At 73.7% G+C, this 15,185-nt stretch carries 13 protein-coding genes; 4 read left to right on the forward strand and 9 right to left on the reverse strand.

Translation table 11 applies throughout. From position 1 onward, the window contains the following. Positions 1-89: 89 nt before the first annotated feature. Together Ani05nite_RS23355 and Ani05nite_RS23360 are read left to right on the forward strand one after the other, a co-directional pair. The gene (locus tag Ani05nite_RS23355) at positions 90-272 is read left to right on the forward strand and encodes a hypothetical protein (RefSeq protein WP_203771422.1); all 183 of its coding nucleotides are present in this window, start codon (positions 90-92) and stop codon (positions 270-272) included. Continuing rightward, complete coding sequence (locus Ani05nite_RS23360; RefSeq protein ID WP_239130528.1) at positions 269-3,184, forward strand: helix-turn-helix transcriptional regulator; 2,916 nt, start codon at positions 269-271, stop codon at positions 3,182-3,184. The genes Ani05nite_RS23355 and Ani05nite_RS23360 overlap by 4 nt, the downstream gene beginning before the upstream one ends. Before the next feature lie 6 nt (positions 3,185-3,190). Here Ani05nite_RS23360 and Ani05nite_RS23365 read toward each other — a convergent pair whose 3' ends face one another. The 3 genes from Ani05nite_RS23365 to lipA all read right to left on the reverse strand — a co-directional run bounded on the left by Ani05nite_RS23365 (position 3,191) and on the right by lipA (position 5,298). Next, a complete protein-coding gene (locus tag Ani05nite_RS23365; protein ID WP_203771424.1) occupies positions 3,191-3,847 on the reverse strand; it encodes a hypothetical protein in 657 nt (218 codons plus the stop codon). Next, a complete protein-coding gene (locus Ani05nite_RS23370; protein ID WP_203771426.1) occupies positions 3,844-4,338 on the reverse strand; it encodes a SigE family RNA polymerase sigma factor in 495 nt (164 codons plus the stop codon). Before Ani05nite_RS23370 ends, Ani05nite_RS23365 begins: the two co-directional genes overlap by 4 nt. Positions 4,339-4,401: 63 nt before the next feature. Next, positions 4,402-5,298, reverse strand: a complete 897-nt coding sequence (gene lipA / locus Ani05nite_RS23375) for a lipoyl synthase (protein ID WP_203771463.1) — start codon at positions 5,296-5,298, stop codon at positions 4,402-4,404. Positions 5,299-5,677: 379 nt separating this feature from the next. Here lipA and aspS point away from each other — a divergent pair, with 379 nt between their 5' ends. Further along, positions 5,678-6,943 carry an aspartate--tRNA(Asn) ligase gene (gene aspS, locus Ani05nite_RS23380; protein ID WP_203771428.1) on the forward strand — a complete coding sequence of 422 codons (1,266 nt, stop codon included), beginning with the start codon at positions 5,678-5,680 and terminating at the stop codon, positions 6,941-6,943. A 9-nt stretch (positions 6,944-6,952) separates the two neighbouring features. On the opposite strand, the gene Ani05nite_RS23385 is transcribed toward aspS, so the two are convergent. The 6 genes from Ani05nite_RS23385 to lpdA all read right to left on the reverse strand — a co-directional run bounded on the left by Ani05nite_RS23385 (position 6,953) and on the right by lpdA (position 14,019). Further along, entirely contained in the window at positions 6,953-7,114 is a 162-nt protein-coding gene (locus Ani05nite_RS23385; protein WP_239130529.1) for a peptide ABC transporter substrate-binding protein, read from the reverse strand. Beyond that, a complete protein-coding gene (gene lipB / locus Ani05nite_RS23390; RefSeq protein ID WP_203771432.1) occupies positions 7,114-7,743 on the reverse strand; it encodes a lipoyl(octanoyl) transferase LipB in 630 nt (209 codons plus the stop codon). Before lipB ends, Ani05nite_RS23385 begins: the two co-directional genes overlap by 1 nt. A 17-nt stretch (positions 7,744-7,760) precedes the next feature. Further along, positions 7,761-9,623 (reverse strand): DUF6311 domain-containing protein, encoded by a 1,863-nt coding sequence (locus tag Ani05nite_RS23395; RefSeq protein ID WP_203771434.1) that lies wholly within the window; start codon positions 9,621-9,623, stop codon positions 7,761-7,763. A gap of 27 nt (positions 9,624-9,650) precedes the next feature. Then, positions 9,651-10,574 (reverse strand): TIGR01777 family oxidoreductase, encoded by a 924-nt coding sequence (locus Ani05nite_RS23400; protein ID WP_203771436.1) that lies wholly within the window; start codon positions 10,572-10,574, stop codon positions 9,651-9,653. A gap of 76 nt (positions 10,575-10,650) precedes the next feature. Next, positions 10,651-12,591 carry a 2-oxoglutarate dehydrogenase, E2 component, dihydrolipoamide succinyltransferase gene (gene sucB, locus Ani05nite_RS23405; RefSeq protein WP_203771438.1) on the reverse strand — a complete coding sequence of 647 codons (1,941 nt, stop codon included), beginning with the start codon at positions 12,589-12,591 and terminating at the stop codon, positions 10,651-10,653. Between the two features lie 42 nt (positions 12,592-12,633). Continuing rightward, a complete protein-coding gene (lpdA, locus tag Ani05nite_RS23410; RefSeq protein ID WP_203771440.1) occupies positions 12,634-14,019 on the reverse strand; it encodes a dihydrolipoyl dehydrogenase in 1,386 nt (461 codons plus the stop codon). A 161-nt stretch (positions 14,020-14,180) separates the two neighbouring features. On the opposite strand from lpdA, the gene Ani05nite_RS23415 reads away from it, so the two are divergent. Next, on the forward strand, positions 14,181-14,504 hold the full coding sequence (locus tag Ani05nite_RS23415) for a hypothetical protein (RefSeq protein ID WP_203771442.1): 324 nt from the start codon (positions 14,181-14,183) through the stop codon (positions 14,502-14,504). Positions 14,505-15,185 lie beyond the last annotated feature (681 nt).

A 15,185-nucleotide genomic window follows, 5' to 3' on the forward strand; every position in this document is an offset into this window, starting at 1 on the left:
CCGAAGATGAGGGACCTTCCCCATGCGCCGCCGCCACCTTCGCGCGAAGAGTCGAGGACAGCAGAGCCGACCGATCGCGAGGAGCCCCGATGTTCCAGCTCACCGACGCCCAGTTCCACCTCGACCTCCACCGCCAGCGGGCCGGCGAGTGGCAGCGCTCCGCCGCGGCGGACCACCTCGCCCACCAGGCCGTCGCCGGCCGGCACCGAGCCCGGCGGTGGCGCTGGCCCACGCGCCGCCCCCGTCCGGTACGGGTGCCCGCGGCGTCATGACCGTGCTCTTCGGGGCGGGCGGCCCGGGCCCCCGGCATGACATGCTCGAGGGCGTGACGGCGCACGCCAGCAGTGAGGTGCTGGTCGGCCGGGAGGCCGACCTCGCCGCGCTGCGCGACGCCCTCAAGCGCACCCGCACCGCCGAGCCGTCGACCGTGCTGGTCGGCGGCGAGGCGGGCGTCGGCAAGACCCGGCTGATCGAGGAGTTCAGCCGGGCGGCCACCGCCGAAGGCGCCCGCGTGCTCGCCGGGCAGTGCCTGGAACTCGGCGAGGAGGGCCTGCCGTTCGCGCCGTTCGCGGCCGCGCTGCGCCGGCTCGTGCACACCGACGGCCCGGCGGTCCTGGACGGGCGCGAGCCGGACTTCGCGCGCCTGCTGCCGGAGCTGGGGCCGCCCCCGCCGGACGCCGTCGGCGAGACCCGCCGGGGATTCCTGTTCGAGCTGGTCGCCGGCCTGTTCGACCGGCTCGCCGCGCAGCAGCCGCTGGTGCTGGTGATCGAGGACCTGCACTGGGCGGACCGTTCGACCCGGGACCTGATCGGCTTCCTGGTCCGCGCGGCGCGGCTGCCGCACGTGCTGCTGCTGGCCACGTACCGGACCGACGAGATGCACCGCGGCCACCCGCTGCGGCCGTTCCTCGCCGAGCTCGACCGGGTCCGCGGCGTGCAACGCCTGGACCTGGACCGGCTCGACCGCGACGGCACCGCCGAGATGCTCACCCACCTGCTCGGCGCCGAGCCGGAGCCGCGCACGGTCGACGCGATCCACGAGCGGGTCCAGGGCAACCCGTTCTTCATCGAGCAGTTCGCCGCGTCCGCCGACCTGTGCTGCGGCGACATCCCGCACAGCCTGCGCGACCTGCTGCTGTCCCGGGTCGACCAGCTCACCGACGCGGCCCAGCGGGTGCTGCGGGTGGCCGCGGTCGGCGGCACCACGTTCGGCCACGAGCTGCTCAGCCGGGTCGCCGGGGTCGAGGAGGCGGAGCTCGAGTCCGCGCTGCGCGCCGCCGTGGCGGCCCAGCTGATCGTCTTCGACGCCGACGGCGGCTACGAGTTCCGGCACGCCCTGGTCCGCGAGGCCGTCCACGACGACCTGCTGCCGGGCGAGCACGCCCGGCTGCACGCCCGCTACGCGGAGGCCGTCGAGGCGGAGCCCGCCCTGGTCGCGATGGGCCGGGCCCCGGCCGAGATCGCCCATCACTGGTACGCCGCCCACGACCACCCGCGCGCGCTGGTCGCGGCCCACCGGGCGGCGCAGGCGGCCGGCCGGCGGTACGCCTACGCCGAGCAGGCCCGGCTGCTGGAACGCGTGCTCGAGCTGTGGGAGCTGGTCCCCGAGGCGGCGCAGCTGCTCGGCGCCGGCCACCTCGACCTGCTGGAGCAGACTGCCCTGGTCGCCATCGACGCCGGGGACCACCAGCGCGCGTTGAAACTGACCCGGGCGGCGCTGGCCGACCTGGACGCCGAGGCGGAGCCGCTGCGCGCGGCCCGGCTGCTCGTACGGCGCAGCAAGCTGCTCTACAACGCGGGCACCAGCGACGGCGCGGCCGAGGCCCGGGAGGCGTACCGCCTGCTGGCCGGCGCGCCGCGCACACCCGAGGGGGTGGCGCTGCTGGCCGACGTCGCGTACGCGCTCGGCGGCGTCGACGACGAGGAGGCCGGCCGGGTGGCCGCCGAGGCCATCGCCGCCGCCGGCGCGGTCGGCGACGTGTCCGCGCAGGTGTCCGCGACCATCACCTACGGCCAGGTGTGCGGGGGCCGGCTGTCCGCGCGCCAGGCGCTGCCGGCGATGGCGGCGGCCGCCGCCCGCGCCCGCGAGACCGGCGACCTGCCGAACCTGGCCCGGGCCCTGGTCAACGTCTCCGACACCCTGTTCGAGCTGGGCCGCTACGAGGAGTCGGCGGCGGCCGCGGCCGAGGGCGTGCCGTACGCGGACCGGGTCGGGGTGAGCCGCACCACCGGCGTGTTCCTGCTGGCCAACCACGCCGAGGCGCTGATCGCGCTGGGGCACTGGGACGAGGCGGACGCCCGCTGCGCGGAGGCGGCCCGCCTGGACCCGCCCGGCACGCTGGCCCTGCCGTGGCTGCGGATGCGCGCCGGGCTGCGGCTGGCCCGCGGGCACGAGGGCGCCGAACCGCTGGCCCACCGGGCCGTCGCGTTCCTGGGCCGCCAGTTCCTGCACCGGGAGAACAGGCTGTCGCTGCTGGAGTTGCGCATCCAGCTCGCCCGGTACGCCGGCGACGCGGCCGGGGCGCTGGCCGCGGCCCGGATCGCGGTGGCCGAGCCGACCATCACCGACCGTCCCCGGTACGGCTGGGCGGTGCTGGCCGCCGCGGCCACCGCGGCGATGGAGTCCGCCGACGCCGAGCTGCCGGCCCGGATCAGGCGGGTCGCCGGGACGATGCCGCAGCGCTACCCCGCCGACCGGGCCTACGCGACGCAGGTGGCGGCCACGCTGACCGGCCGGCCGGAGCTGTGGCGCGAGGCGGTCGCCGCGTGGCGGGCCGACGGGCAGCGGTATCCGCTGGCGGTGGCGCTGCAGGGCCTGGCCGCGGCGGCGGCCGGGGCGGGGGACCGGCCCGGCGCGGCCGAGGCCGTCGAGGAGGCGGCGGCGGTGGCGGGCGCGCTGGGCGCCCGGCCGCTGGCGGAGGCCGCCGACACGCTGGCCCGCCGGATCGGGTTGCGCTCGGCGGCACATCCGGCGGCCACCGGTACGGAGACCCTCACCGACCGGGAGCGGGAGGTGTTGCGGCTGGTGGCCGAGGGGCGCAGCAACAGCGGGATCGCGCGGCAGCTCTACATCTCGCCGAAGACGGCCAGCGTGCACGTGTCCCGGATCATCGCGAAGCTGAAGGTCGCCAGCCGGGGCGAGGCGGCCGCGGTCGCCCACCGCCTGGGCCTGCTCGACGACTGAGCGGGGTCAGCGCGTGGCCGCCCGCCAGCTGTCCGCGGTGGCCTCGTCGTAGTAGCGGGTGAATCCGCAGTAACCGGCGATCGCGTCGGCCATGGTCGTGCCACCCCACCGGTGGTCCCCGCTGACCAGCAGGCGGCTGCCCAGCCCGTACGTCACCAGCCCGTCCTCGCTCCACCCCCCGGGCTGCGGCATGTCGACGGTGACCGTCGGCCCGGAGCCGCCGGCGAACCACTCGCTGACGGTGAAGGTGACACCCACATGGTGCAGCACGCCGCGTGGCCGGTCGCTGTGTGCGGGGCCGAAGGCGACCACGGTGCCGTCGAACGCGAACGCGCTGCGGCCCACCTCCCGCGGCGAGTATCCGAAGGCGCATGAGACGACTTCCCCGAGCGGCCCCATCGGCAGCGCGCCGGAGGGCCGGCTCGTGGGGGAGCTGGTCGCCGCCTGCTCGACCGTGGGAGCGTCGCGCAGCGCAGTGCCGCCGAGCACGGCAACCGCGGTGACCGACGCGGCGACGAGCGCCCCGGCGCCCCACGCCATCCGGGACCGGCGGTGCCGCCGGGCCCGCCGGCGTGCGTCGTCGGCGAGGGCGCCCGCTGCGGGCGCCCGCTCGGCGTCCTCGGCGAACAGCGCCCGCAGGTCACGTTCGAGCTGGTCGGTCATGAGGTCTCCGTCAGGTCGGCCACGACGCCGCTGCCGCGCAGGGTCGCCAGGGCGCGGGAGGTGGTGGCCCGTACGGCGCTGACGCTGACGCCCATCGCGTCGGCGATGCCGGCGTCGTCGAGGTCCGCGTAGTAGCGCAGGATCAGGGCCGTCCGCGCCCGGGGCGGCAGGGTCGCCAACACCTGCCGCAGCTGGTCGCGGGACGCGATCCCCTCGGCGGGGTCGATCGTCGCCGGCGGTTCCCAGCCGGCCAGGTCGGTGGGGCGTTCGGTCGAGGAACGCCGCCGGTGCCAGTCGAGGTGAGCGTTGATCAGCATGCGGTGCACATAGGCGTCCGGCCGGCGGGCCGCGGTGATCCTGCCCCAATGCCGGTACGCGTCGGCCAGCGCCGTCTGGGTCAGGTCCTCGGCGCGGTGCGCGTCGCCGGTCAGCACGTACGCCAGCCGGAGCAGGGACTGGCCCTGCTCGGCGACGTACTCCTCGAACCCCACGCGTTACCCCCTCGACGACGCCTCACCAAGAGAGACGCATCGGGTGCGGGGATCCGCTGCGCGTCAGCCCCGGGCGGCCAGCGCCTGCTGGTAGAGCCGGCCGGCGCGGTACGACGAGCGGACCAGCGGGCCGCTCATCACGCCGGCGAAGCCGATCTCGAGGGCCTCGGCGTTGAGCTCGACGAACTCCTCCGGCTTGACCCAGCGCTCCACCGGGTGGTGCCGGGGGGTCGGGCGCAGGTACTGCGTGATGGTGATCAGCTCGCAGCCGGCCGCGTGCAGGTCGCGCAGGGCCTGGGAGACCTCGGAGCGTTCCTCGCCCATGCCCAGGATCAGGTTGCTCTTGGTGACCAGGCCGGCCGCGCGGGCCTGGGTGATCACGTCGAGGGAGCGCTCGTAGCGGAAGCCGGGGCGGATCCGCTTGAAGATGCGGGGGACCGTCTCGACGTTGTGCGCCAGCACCTCGGGGGCCGCGCCGAAGACCTCGGCCAGCTGGTCGGGCTCGGCGTTGAAGTCGGGGATCAGCAGCTCGACGCCGCAGCCCGGCTGAAGCTTGTGGATCTGGCGGACCGTCTCGGCGTAGAGCCAGGCGCCGCCGTCGGGCAGGTCGTCGCGGGCCACGCCGGTGACGGTCGCGTACTTCAGGCCCATGGTGGCCACGGACTCGCCCACCCGGCGGGGCTCGTCGGCGTCGAACTCGGCCGGCTTGCCCGTGTCGATCTGGCAGAAGTCGCAGCGGCGGGTGCACTGGTCGCCGCCGATGAGGAAGGTCGCCTCGCGGTCCTCCCAACATTCGTAGATGTTGGGGCAGCCGGCCTCCTGGCAGACCGTGTGCAGGCCCTCCTTCTGCACGAGGCCACGCATGTGCGTGTACTCCGGGCCCATCTTGGCTTTGACCTTGATCCACGGCGGCTTGCGCTCGATGGGAGTCTCGGCGTTGCGCGCCTCGATGCGCAGCATGCGGCGGCCCTCGGGAGCAATAGTCACAAGGCTGAGGTTACGCCGAAAGCAAGATCAACCGGTGCGGGGGCGGTGAGGCTCACACGGCAGTTTCTGTGAGTGCCCTCACGCGTGCCGGGGAAACCCGGTTTGCCGTGCCGCCCCGCGCTGTTAAGGTCCCGTCCACGGTGTTGACGGAACCGAGTAGCGCCCCGTACCCACCGGCCGAGAGAGCCACCACGAGCTGGGAAGGTGGCCCGGTGCCGGGGCGTGAAGACACTCCCGAGCCGGCACGACAAGAGGCGCCTGAGCAAGGCGTGAAGGTGTGGTGGCACCGCGAGGATCCCGCTCGCCCACACCTCCCTGGGGCCGCGTTGCAGTCACCGAGGAGGTAATAGCCGTGCAACGCATCCTCTCCACCGAACTGGCCCGGCACACCGGCGAGACCGTCACGGTCGCCGGCTGGGTCCACCGCCGCCGGCTGCTCAAGTCGGTGGCGTTCCTGATCGTCCGGGACGCCGCCGGGCTCACCCAGGTCGTCGTCACCGAGCCGGAGCTCCGGGCCCGGGTCGAGGAGCTGGGCGAGGAGTCCGTGGTCGAGCTGACCGGCACGGTCACCGCGAACCCGGCCGCGCCGGCCGGGGCCGAGCTGACCGCTCCCGTGCTGCGGGTCCTGAGCGCTGTGGGCGTACCGCTGCCGTTCGACCTGCACCGGCCCGCGCTCAGCGCGACCCTGCCCACCCAGCTCGACCACGCCGCCCTGTCCCTGCGGCACCCGAGCCGGGCCACCGCGCTGCGGATCGCGGCGGCCGCGACCGCCGGGTTCCGGGCCACCCTGGAGCGGCGGCGCTTCGTGGAGATCCACACGCCGAAGATCGTCGCCGCGGCGACCGAGTCCGGGGCCAACGTGTTCGCGCTCGACTACTTCGGCCGGCCGGCCTACCTGGCCCAGTCGCCGCAGTTCTACAAGCAGCTGATGGTCGGGGTGTTCGAGCGGGTCTACGAGGTCGGGCCGGTGTTCCGGGCCGAGCCGCACGACACCGCCCGGCACCTGGCCCAGTACACGTCGCTCGACGCCGAGCTCGGTTTCATCGCCGACCACCGCGACGTGATGGCCGTGCTGACCGAGGTGGTGGCCGGCATGACCGCCACGGTGGCCGAGCGGACCGGGGCCGCGGTGCCGACGGTGCCGGCGGAGATCCCGGCGGTGCACTTCGCGGAGGCGCTGCGGATCGCGGGCGCGCCGGCCGACGAGCCCGACCTGGCCCCGGCCCACGAGCGGGCGCTGGGCGAGTGGGCGCTGCGCGAGCACGGGTCGGAGTTCGTCTTCGTCACCGGCTACCCGATGCGCAAGCGGCCCTTCTACACCCACCCGCAGCCGTCGGACCCGGTCTGGTCCAACAGCTTCGACCTGCTCTTCCGCGGGCTCGAGCTGGTCACCGGGGGCCAGCGGCTGCACCGCCACGCCGACTACGAGGCCGCCCTGGCCGCCCGGGGCGAGCCGGCCGCGGCCTACCGGGGCTATCTCGACGCCTTCCGGTACGGGATGCCGCCGCACGGGGGCTTCGCCATCGGGCTGGAGCGGTTCGTGGCCCGGGTGACCGGCGCGGCCAACGTCCGTGAGGTCACCGCGTTCCCGCGCGACCTGCACCGCATCACGCCGTGAGGCCGGCCGTCAGGCCAGGACGGCGACCGTCACCGCGGTCACGATGATCAGCGGGATGATCGTGGTGCAGACCAGGATCCACCAGGCGACCGGGTGGCCGAAGTTCAGCGCGACCCCGCCGCCCTTCTTCGGCACGAAGACCCGCTTGTCGCCCGGGTCGCGGTAGAGCATCACAGCAGCGTCGGCAGGTGGCGTTCGACGACCGGTAGCAGGTCGCCGACCGTCACCGGCCGGCCCAGCTCCGCGCTGAGCGACGTCACGCCCGCGTCGCGGATGCCGCACGGCACGAAGCGGTCGAAGTTGGCCAGGTCGCAGTCGCCGTTGATGGCGAAGCCGTGCTGGGTCACGCCGCGGGCCACCCGGATGCCGATCGCGGCGATCTTGCGGTCGGGCCCGCGCTCGTCGGCGCGCACCCACGCGCCGCTGCGGCCCTCGACCCGGCCGGTGGCCACGCCGAACTCCGCGCACACGTCGATCAGCAGCTGCTCGACCCGGCGCACGTAGGCCACCACGTCGATCGGGTCGGGCAGCTTGACGATCGGGTAGCCGACGAGCTGGCCCGGGCCGTGCCAGGTGATCTTGCCGCCGCGGTCCACGTCGACCACCGGCGTGCCGTCCAGCGGGCGGTCCATCGGCTCGGTGCGCTTGCCGGCGGTGAAGACGCTGGGGTGCTCCAGCAGCAGGATCGTGTCCGGCTGGGTGCCCGCCACCACGGCGTCGTGCAGCCGGCGCTGCGTCTCCCAGGCCTCGCGGTAGTCGACCAGACCGGGGCGCAGCACCTGCAACGTAGAAGTCGTCACGCCGCCAGCCTAGCCCGTCAGTTGCCGCGCGCCACCGGGTCGATCCCCGGCCGGATGCGCCACAGCAGCACGCCGCCGACGTGCTCCGGCTCGCCGAACAGATCGGTGGCGGTGATCTCCAGCGCGGCCCGGAACACCGGACCCTGCGAGCCGGTCACCTGCGGCGGCAGGAACACCGCCTGCACGTTCCAGTACGCCAGGTCCGCCCGGGTCTGCTCGCGGTCGTAGTCGCCGATCGGGACGACCTCGCCGTACAGGGCGGCGCGCAGGAACTTCCAGTCGGTCTGCCGGGGGGTGGCGCCGATCTGGCCGACGCCCTCGGGGCCGCCGGGACCGAGGAAGTAGCCGTCCGGGATGCGGAACTGCCGGCCGCCGCGGGCCATCGTGTACGCCTGCCAGCGCTGCCCGTCCGCGGTGTCCGTGGTCGCGAACGGCAGGGCGGTCAGCACGCCGCCGTCGCTGACGTACTGCTTCCAGATGCCGTCGGCGATGAACGCGGGCTCGGGCGCGCGCACGCCGGTCAGCACGGGCAGCGGGAACAGCGGCACCAGGGCCACCGCGAACGCGGCCGCCCACAGGGTGTGCTCGCCCACCGACGGCATCGGCTCGGTCAGCAGCCGGTCCGCGGTCAGCGCCAGCAGGATGCCGATCACGCAGGCCACGACCAGCGCGAAGCGGCCGGGCAGGGCGGAGTCGAACAGCGGCAGGTGCATCAGGGCCGCGTACGGCAGCTTGATGCCGGTGGTGTCCTTGAAGACCTTGAGCTGGGGGCCCAGCGACAGCAGCAGGAACACGGCGCCCACCGCGTACAGCGCCATCAGCGTCTCGAACCGGCCGGGCCGCGCGTGCCGGCGCAGCGTCGCGATGCACACCACGGTCAGCGCCATCAGCGGCAGCCCGAAGTACGAGGTCTCCTCGGTCGGGTTCGGCGCCAGGTCGCTGCCCAGGCCCAGCCAGCCGGCCAGCGACCGGGTCGGGTATTCCAGGTACGCCCCGATGTCCTCGGCGTAGTGGGCCTGGTTGAAGCCGGTGCCGCTGAAGGTCTGCGGCCCGGCGAAGTGCATGTAGAGCGGGTACGCCAGCAGTGCCCCGGCGACCACCGCGGTCACGCCCAGCCCGGCCAGCACGGTCGGCAGCGCGGCGCGGGCGGCGGCCCGGCACCCCGGCAGCACCGACCGGGTCACCAGGAAGACCGCGGTGGCCAGCGCGGTGAAGAACAGGCCCTCGGCGGCGATGGAGAACCCGACCGCCACCAGCACGCCCAGGATGATCCCGTGGCGCAGCCACCGGCGCGGCTCGGGCAGCTTGAGCACCCACCACAGCACCAGCGGGGCGACCCAGCCGGCGGTCCAGTTGAGGTGGCCGTTGGCGTGCGAGATGAAGCCGGGGGCGAAGCCGCAGAACAGCCCGCCCAGGGCCGCGGCGGCCGGCGGGCGCACCAGGTGGCGGTGCAGGAAGAGATACCAGGTGAAGGCGGCGGCGGCCAGGTTGAGGGTGAGGATCGTGGCGAAGCTGATCTGCGGGCCGGCCAGCAGGGTCAGCGGCGCGAACAGCACGATGAACACCGTGATGGACGTGTTGGCGGCCAGGTTGACGCCGACCGGCGCGTTCATCAGGTCGGTGAAGAACGGGTCGGCGCCGTGGCCCAGCAGGTAGACCCCGTAGCCCAGCAGCCACTCGAAGAACGCCTGGTCGCCGGCGTTCTTGGCGATGACGTGCCCGGCCGGGTCCTGCCACAGCCCGTTGGTCACCCAGCCGGCGAGGGCCAGGGCGAGACCGGCGACGAGCAGATGCGGACGCCACGAGGCGCCGCCGCGGCCGGTCGGGGATGCGACCGGCGGTTCGGCGGACTCGGCGGGGGCTGCGGCGACGACGGACACCACGCGCAGGTTAGCAAGTTCGGGGCGCTACTTGCGTCCCGCCGCATCCGAGGACTGGCCGACGGCGGCCGCGAGCGCCGCCTCCAGGGTCGGCTGGCCGAAGACGAAGCCGGCGCGCCGCAGCACCCCGGGCAGCACCCGCTGGCTGCGCAGCGCCTCGTGGGCGAACTCGCCCAGCGCGACCTGCAGGGCGATCCCGGGCACCTGCAGCACGGCTGGCCGGTGCAGGACCTTGGCCAGGGCCTGGGTGAAGTCGGCGTTGGTGGCCGGCTCGGGGCCGACCATGTTGACCGGGCCGGCCAGGTCCTCCCGGTCGAGCAGGAACTCGGTGGCGGCGAGCCAGTCGGCCAGCCCGATCCACGGCACCCACTGCTTGCCGCCGCCGAGCTTGGCCCCGCCGCCCATCTTGAACAACAGCATCTGCGGCTTGAGCAGGCCGCCGTGCTCGTCCAGGGGCAGGCCGGTCCGCAGCAGCGCGACCCGGGTGCCGGCGTCCTCGGCGGGACGGGCGGCGGCCTCCCACACGCGGCACACGTCGGCCAGGAAGCCGGTGCCGGCCGGGGCCTCCTCGGTGACCGGGCGGTCGCCGGTGTCGCCGTACCAGCCGACGGCCGAGGACTGCAGCAGCACCTTGGGGCGGTCGGCGGCCGGCAGGTTCTTGATCGCGTGGGCGATCGTGCCGGCCGTGTCGACCCGGCTGCTGCGGATGAGGCTCTTGTAGCGGGCGTTCCAGCGCTTGTCGCCGACGCCGGCGCCGGCCAGGTTGATCACCGCGTCGGCGCCGGCCACCACCGCCTGGTCGAGCTGGCCCGAGGACGGCTTCCAGGTGGCCTCGTCGGCCGCCGAGGCCGGGTGGCGGACGAGGCGGGTGATGTCGTGGCCGGCGGCGCGCAGCCGCTCGGCGAGCCGGGTGCCGAGGAAACCGGACGCACCGGCCAGGAGAATCCGCATGTCCCCATCATTCCCGAAGTTGAACCCGCTCAAAACAAGAAGGGGCGCCGAAGCGCCCCTTCTCACGTTCCGCCGGTCAGGAAGCCAGGCCGAGGTCTCCCTCGAACTGGCCGCCCTCCAGGCGCTCCTTCATCGTCACCAGGAAGCGGGCGGCGTCCGCGCCGTCCACGATCCGGTGGTCGTAGCTGAGCGCCAGGTACATCATCGAGCGGGGCACGATCAGCTCGCCGAGGTTCGGGTCCTCGACGACCACGGCGCGCTTGACGACCGCGCCGGTGCCGAGGATGCCGACCTGCGGCTGGTTGATGATCGGGGTGTCGAAGAGCGCGCCCCGGCTGCCCGTGTTGGTCAGCGTGAAGGTGCCGCCGGACAGCTCGTCCGGGCTGATCTTGTTGTTGCGGGTGCGCTCGGCCACGTCGGCGATCCGCTTGGCCAGGCCGGCCAGGTTGAGGTCGCCGGCGTCGCGGATGACCGGGACGACCAGGCCCTTCGGGGTGTCCACGGCGATGCCGAGGTGCTCGCCGTCGTGGTAGGTGACCGTGCCGGCCTCCTGGTCGATGGACGAGTTGACCACCGGGTGCTCGCGCAGCGCCTCGACGGCCGCCAGCGCGAGGAACGGCAGGTAGGTCAGCTTCGCGCCGTGCTTGGCCTGGAAGTCGGCCTTGGCCTTGTTCCGCAGGTTGGCGACCTTGGTGAGGTCGACCTCGACCACCGTGGTGAGCTGCGCCGAGATGTGCAGCGACTCGACCATCCGGCGGGCGATGGTGGCCCGGATGCGGGTCAGCTTCTCGGTGCGGCCGCGCAGCGGGCTCGGCGCCGCCTTCGGCGCTGCCTTCTGCGCCGCCTCCTGCGCCGCCTCCTGCGCCGCCGGAGCGGTCTCCCCAGACCTCTCCACCGAGGCGGACTTAGCCGCAGCGGCAGCGGAGGCGGCCTCGATGACGTCCTGCTTGCGGATCCGGCCGCCGACGCCGGTGCCGGTGATCGACGCCAGGTCGACGCCCTTCTCGGCGGCGAGCTTGCGGACCAGCGGGGTCACGTAACCGGCGTCGCCGGCGCCGTTGCCCCGGACCGTCTCGGCGGCCGGGGCGCTGGACTGCGCGGGCGCCTTCGGGGCGGGCTGACCGGCCTCGACCTCGGGCGACGGGTCGCCGTAGGACTCGCCGGCCGGCTCGGGGGCGGGCTTGGACTCGACCAGCGGCGCCGACTGCTGCTGCGGCGCGGGCTTCGGGGCCTCCGCCTTGGGCGCCTCAGCCTTGGGGGCCTCAGTCTTGGGCGCCTCGGGCTTCGGAGCCTCCTTGGGCGCCTCGGCCTTGGGGGCCTCCGGCTGCTTCGGGGCCGGGGCGGACGGCGCGGCGTCCGCGCTGCCGATGATGGCCAGCTCGGCGCCGACGTCGGCGGTCTCGTCCTCGGCGACCTTGATCTCCAGGACCGTGCCGGCCACCGGCGACGGGATCTCCGTGTCGACCTTGTCGGTGGAGACCTCGAGCAGCGGCTCGTCGACCTCGATGGTGTCGCCGACCTGCTTGAGCCAGCGGGTGACGGTGCCCTCGGTGACGCTCTCGCCGAGGGCGGGCATCTTGACGGCCGTGCCCTCGCCGCCACCGGTGGGCGCAGCGGTCTCGGGGGCGGGAGCCTCCTCCTCGACCGGCTTCTCGGTCGACGGGGTGTCCAGCGCGGCGGGCTCCGGTTCCGGCTCGGCCTCGTCCTCGGCCGGCGCGGCCTCGGCGGGGGCGGACTCCTGGGCGGCCGGGGCGGGGGCAGCCGAGCCCGCGTCCTCGCCGTCGCCCGCGATGACCGCGAGCTCGCTGCCGACGTCGGCCGTCTCGTCCTCGCCGACGACGATGCGCGAGAGCACCCCGGCGGCCGGCGACGGGATCTCCGTGTCGACCTTGTCGGTGGAGACCTCGAGCAGCGGCTCGTCGGCCTCGACCCGCTCGCCCTCCTGCTTGAGCCAGCGCGTGACGGTGCCCTCGGTGACGCTCTCACCGAGCCGCGGCATGGTGACCGATACCGGCATCTCTCAGAACTCCTTAACCGCTGTGTTGACGTCGAGTCGTGGTCAGCTGTGCGCGTGCAGCGGCTTGCCCGCCAGCGCGAGGAAGGCCTCGCCGAGCGCCTCGTTCTGCGTCGGGTGCGCGTGCACGAGCTGAGCGACCTCCTCCGGGAAAGCTTCCCAGTTGTAGATCAGCTGCGCCTCCCCGACGAGCTCGCCCATCCGCGCGCCGACCATGTGCACACCGACGACCGGGCCGTCGTTGACCCGGACCAGCTTGACGAAGCCCGCGGTCTTGAGGATCTGGCTCTTGCCGTTGCCGCCGAGGTTGTAGTTGTACGTCGAGATCTTGTCGGCGCCGTACTGCTCCTTGGCGCGGGCCTCGGTCAGGCCGACCGAGGCGACCTCGGGGTCGGAGTAGGTGACCCGGGGGATGCCGTTCTCGTCGATGACCGCCGGGTTCTTCCCCGCGATCTCCTCGGCGACGAAGATGCCCTGCTGGAAGCCGCGGTGCGCGAGCTGCAGGCCGGGCACGATGTCGCCCACCGCGTAGATGTTGCCGACGCCGGTGTGCAGCCGCTCGTTGGTGATCACGAAGCCCCGGTCGAGCGTGATGCCCTGCTGCTCGTACCCCAGGTCCTTGGTGGTCGGGCCGCGGCCGACGGCGACCAGCAGGATCTCGGCCTCGACCGTCTCGCCGCCGGCGAGGTACGCCTTGACGCCGTTCTCGGTGTGCTCGACCTTCTCGAACGGCTTGCCGACCTTGAAGTTGATCTTCCGCTTGCGGAACGCCCGCTCGACGGCCTTGCTGATCTCCTCGTCCTCGGCGGCGACCAGCCGGGGCAGCGCCTCCAGGATGGTCACGTCGGCGCCGAAGGACTTCCACACGCTGGCGAACTCGACGCCGATGACGCCGCCGCCGAGCACGATCGCGGAGCTGGGCACGCGGTCCAGCTTGAGGGCGTGCTCGCTGGTCAGCACCCGCTGGCCGTCGACCTCGAGGCCGGGCAGCGAACGCGAGTACGAGCCGGTGGCCAGGACGACGTTGCGGCCGGTGTAGCGCTGCCCGTCCACCTCGACGGTGTCCTGCGCGACCAGCTTGCCGGCGCCCTGCACGACGGTGATGTTCGGCTGCTTGAGCAGGCCCTGCAGGCCCTTGTAGAGCCGGCCGACGACGCCGTCCTTGTACGCGTTCACGCCGGCCATGTCGATGCCGACCAGGTCGGCCTTGACGCCGAACTGCTCGCTCTCGCGGGTCTGGTCGGCCACCTCGGCCGCGTGCAGCAGCGCCTTGGTCGGGATGCAGCCGCGGTGCAGGCAGGTGCCGCCCAGCTCGGCCTTGTCGATCAGTGCCACCGACAGGTTCAGCTCGGCCGCGCGCAGGGCCGCGGCGTAGCCGCCGCTGCCGGCGCCGAGGATCACGATGTCGAAGGTTCCGCCAGGCTGGCTCACGTCTACTCCCGGATCGCGCGTTGCCACATGGGTCTCATGGTGGAAACGGTCACAGCTGTCCCGGCCATCTTGTCACTTGCCGCGCCGATCGATGTAGTCAGGTACCCAACGACACGACCCCAGGACGTACCCTGACCGCAGTCGAACGTGAGGAGTGCGGCGTGGCTTGGTTCCGGCGGCGCAGGGAGCCGTCCCGTGGGAGCGGCCGCCAGGCGGATCGCGCCGACCTGGAGCATCTCGCTGAGTTCGTCCGTTCCCGGCGGGGCGTGGAGGGCTTCATCGAGCCGCGGACGACGGTGACCGAGACCACGGTGTTGCTCGTGGCACACGACGGCGAGTGGACCCGGCGGCGCATCGACTCCCCGGAGGGCGCCCGGCGCTTCGCCCACCAGCTCGCCATGCCGATCTACGACGTCCGGCTGATGGGGTATCCGCAGCGGATGCGCGACTACAACGCGCGGCAGAAGCGTCGCCCGGCTTCCTGAGGGTTTTCCGGTACGGGCGTTGTGGCCGACAACCGCAATGCCGCCGGCTGTGGCGCTCGGGGCGGCCTGCGGGGCCGGTCCCGGAAGTGCCGCCGGCGCCGGGCTGATCCGGGGGTCGGCTCCACAAGATCCGCTATGCGGGGGTGGGATGCTGCCGCGGTCTCGCCGCAAGATCCCGGCGGGTCGGGGTGGTTGGAGCGCTGGTCGCGCCGTCGGGCGGCGACGGCGGCCATCCCGTTGTCCATGGTCGCTGTCGGCGCCCCGACGCATGATCGTCGGGTGCTGCTGCTGCTGCGCCGCCGGTCCGGCCCGGGGTGTCCGTGGCCGGGCCGTGGTCTGGCGGATCTTGGTGCGGAGCGGTCGGGTCGGTGCTGTGCCACAAGATCCGGGAGTGAGGGTGGCTGGCGGTGCCATAACCGGTCTGGGGTGTCCGTGGCTGTGCCCCTGCGTGGCGGATCTTGGTGCGGAGGTGGTGGGGGCGGCGCTGTTGTGTCACAAAGTCCGGGAGCGAGGGTGGCCGGCGGTGCCGTAACCGGTCTGGGGCGTCCGCGGTCGTGCCTGGTGTCGCGGACCTTGGTGCAGGGACAGTCGCCGTCGGCGGTCTTGTGCCACAAGATTCAGGAGTAGGGGTGTTGGGGTGCCGCCAGCGGCCTGGTGGTTCCGCGGCCGTGCCTGGTGTGG

The sequence above is a fragment of the Actinoplanes nipponensis genome (assembly GCF_016862275.1).
Taxonomy (GTDB): Bacteria; Actinomycetota; Actinomycetes; order Mycobacteriales; family Micromonosporaceae; genus Actinoplanes; species Actinoplanes nipponensis.

What these genes read in the sequence shown, in the direction of transcription:
- Ani05nite_RS23365 (WP_203771424.1), bottom strand. Translation starts at nt 3,847, where the DNA reads ATGACCGACCAGCTCGAACGTGACCTGCGGGCGCTGTTCGCCGAGGAC.
- sucB (WP_203771438.1), bottom strand. Translation starts at nt 12,591, where the DNA reads ATGCCGGTATCGGTCACCATGCCGCGGCTCGGTGAGAGCGTCACCGAG.
- Ani05nite_RS23355 (WP_203771422.1), top strand. Translation starts at nt 90, where the DNA reads ATGTTCCAGCTCACCGACGCCCAGTTCCACCTCGACCTCCACCGCCAG.
- lipA (WP_203771463.1), bottom strand. Translation starts at nt 5,298, where the DNA reads ATGCTGCGCATCGAGGCGCGCAACGCCGAGACTCCCATCGAGCGCAAG.
- Ani05nite_RS23385 (WP_239130529.1), bottom strand. Translation starts at nt 7,114, where the DNA reads ATGCTCTACCGCGACCCGGGCGACAAGCGGGTCTTCGTGCCGAAGAAG.
- Ani05nite_RS23400 (WP_203771436.1), bottom strand. Translation starts at nt 10,574, where the DNA reads ATGCGGATTCTCCTGGCCGGTGCGTCCGGTTTCCTCGGCACCCGGCTC.
- Ani05nite_RS23360 (WP_239130528.1), top strand. Translation starts at nt 269, where the DNA reads ATGACCGTGCTCTTCGGGGCGGGCGGCCCGGGCCCCCGGCATGACATG.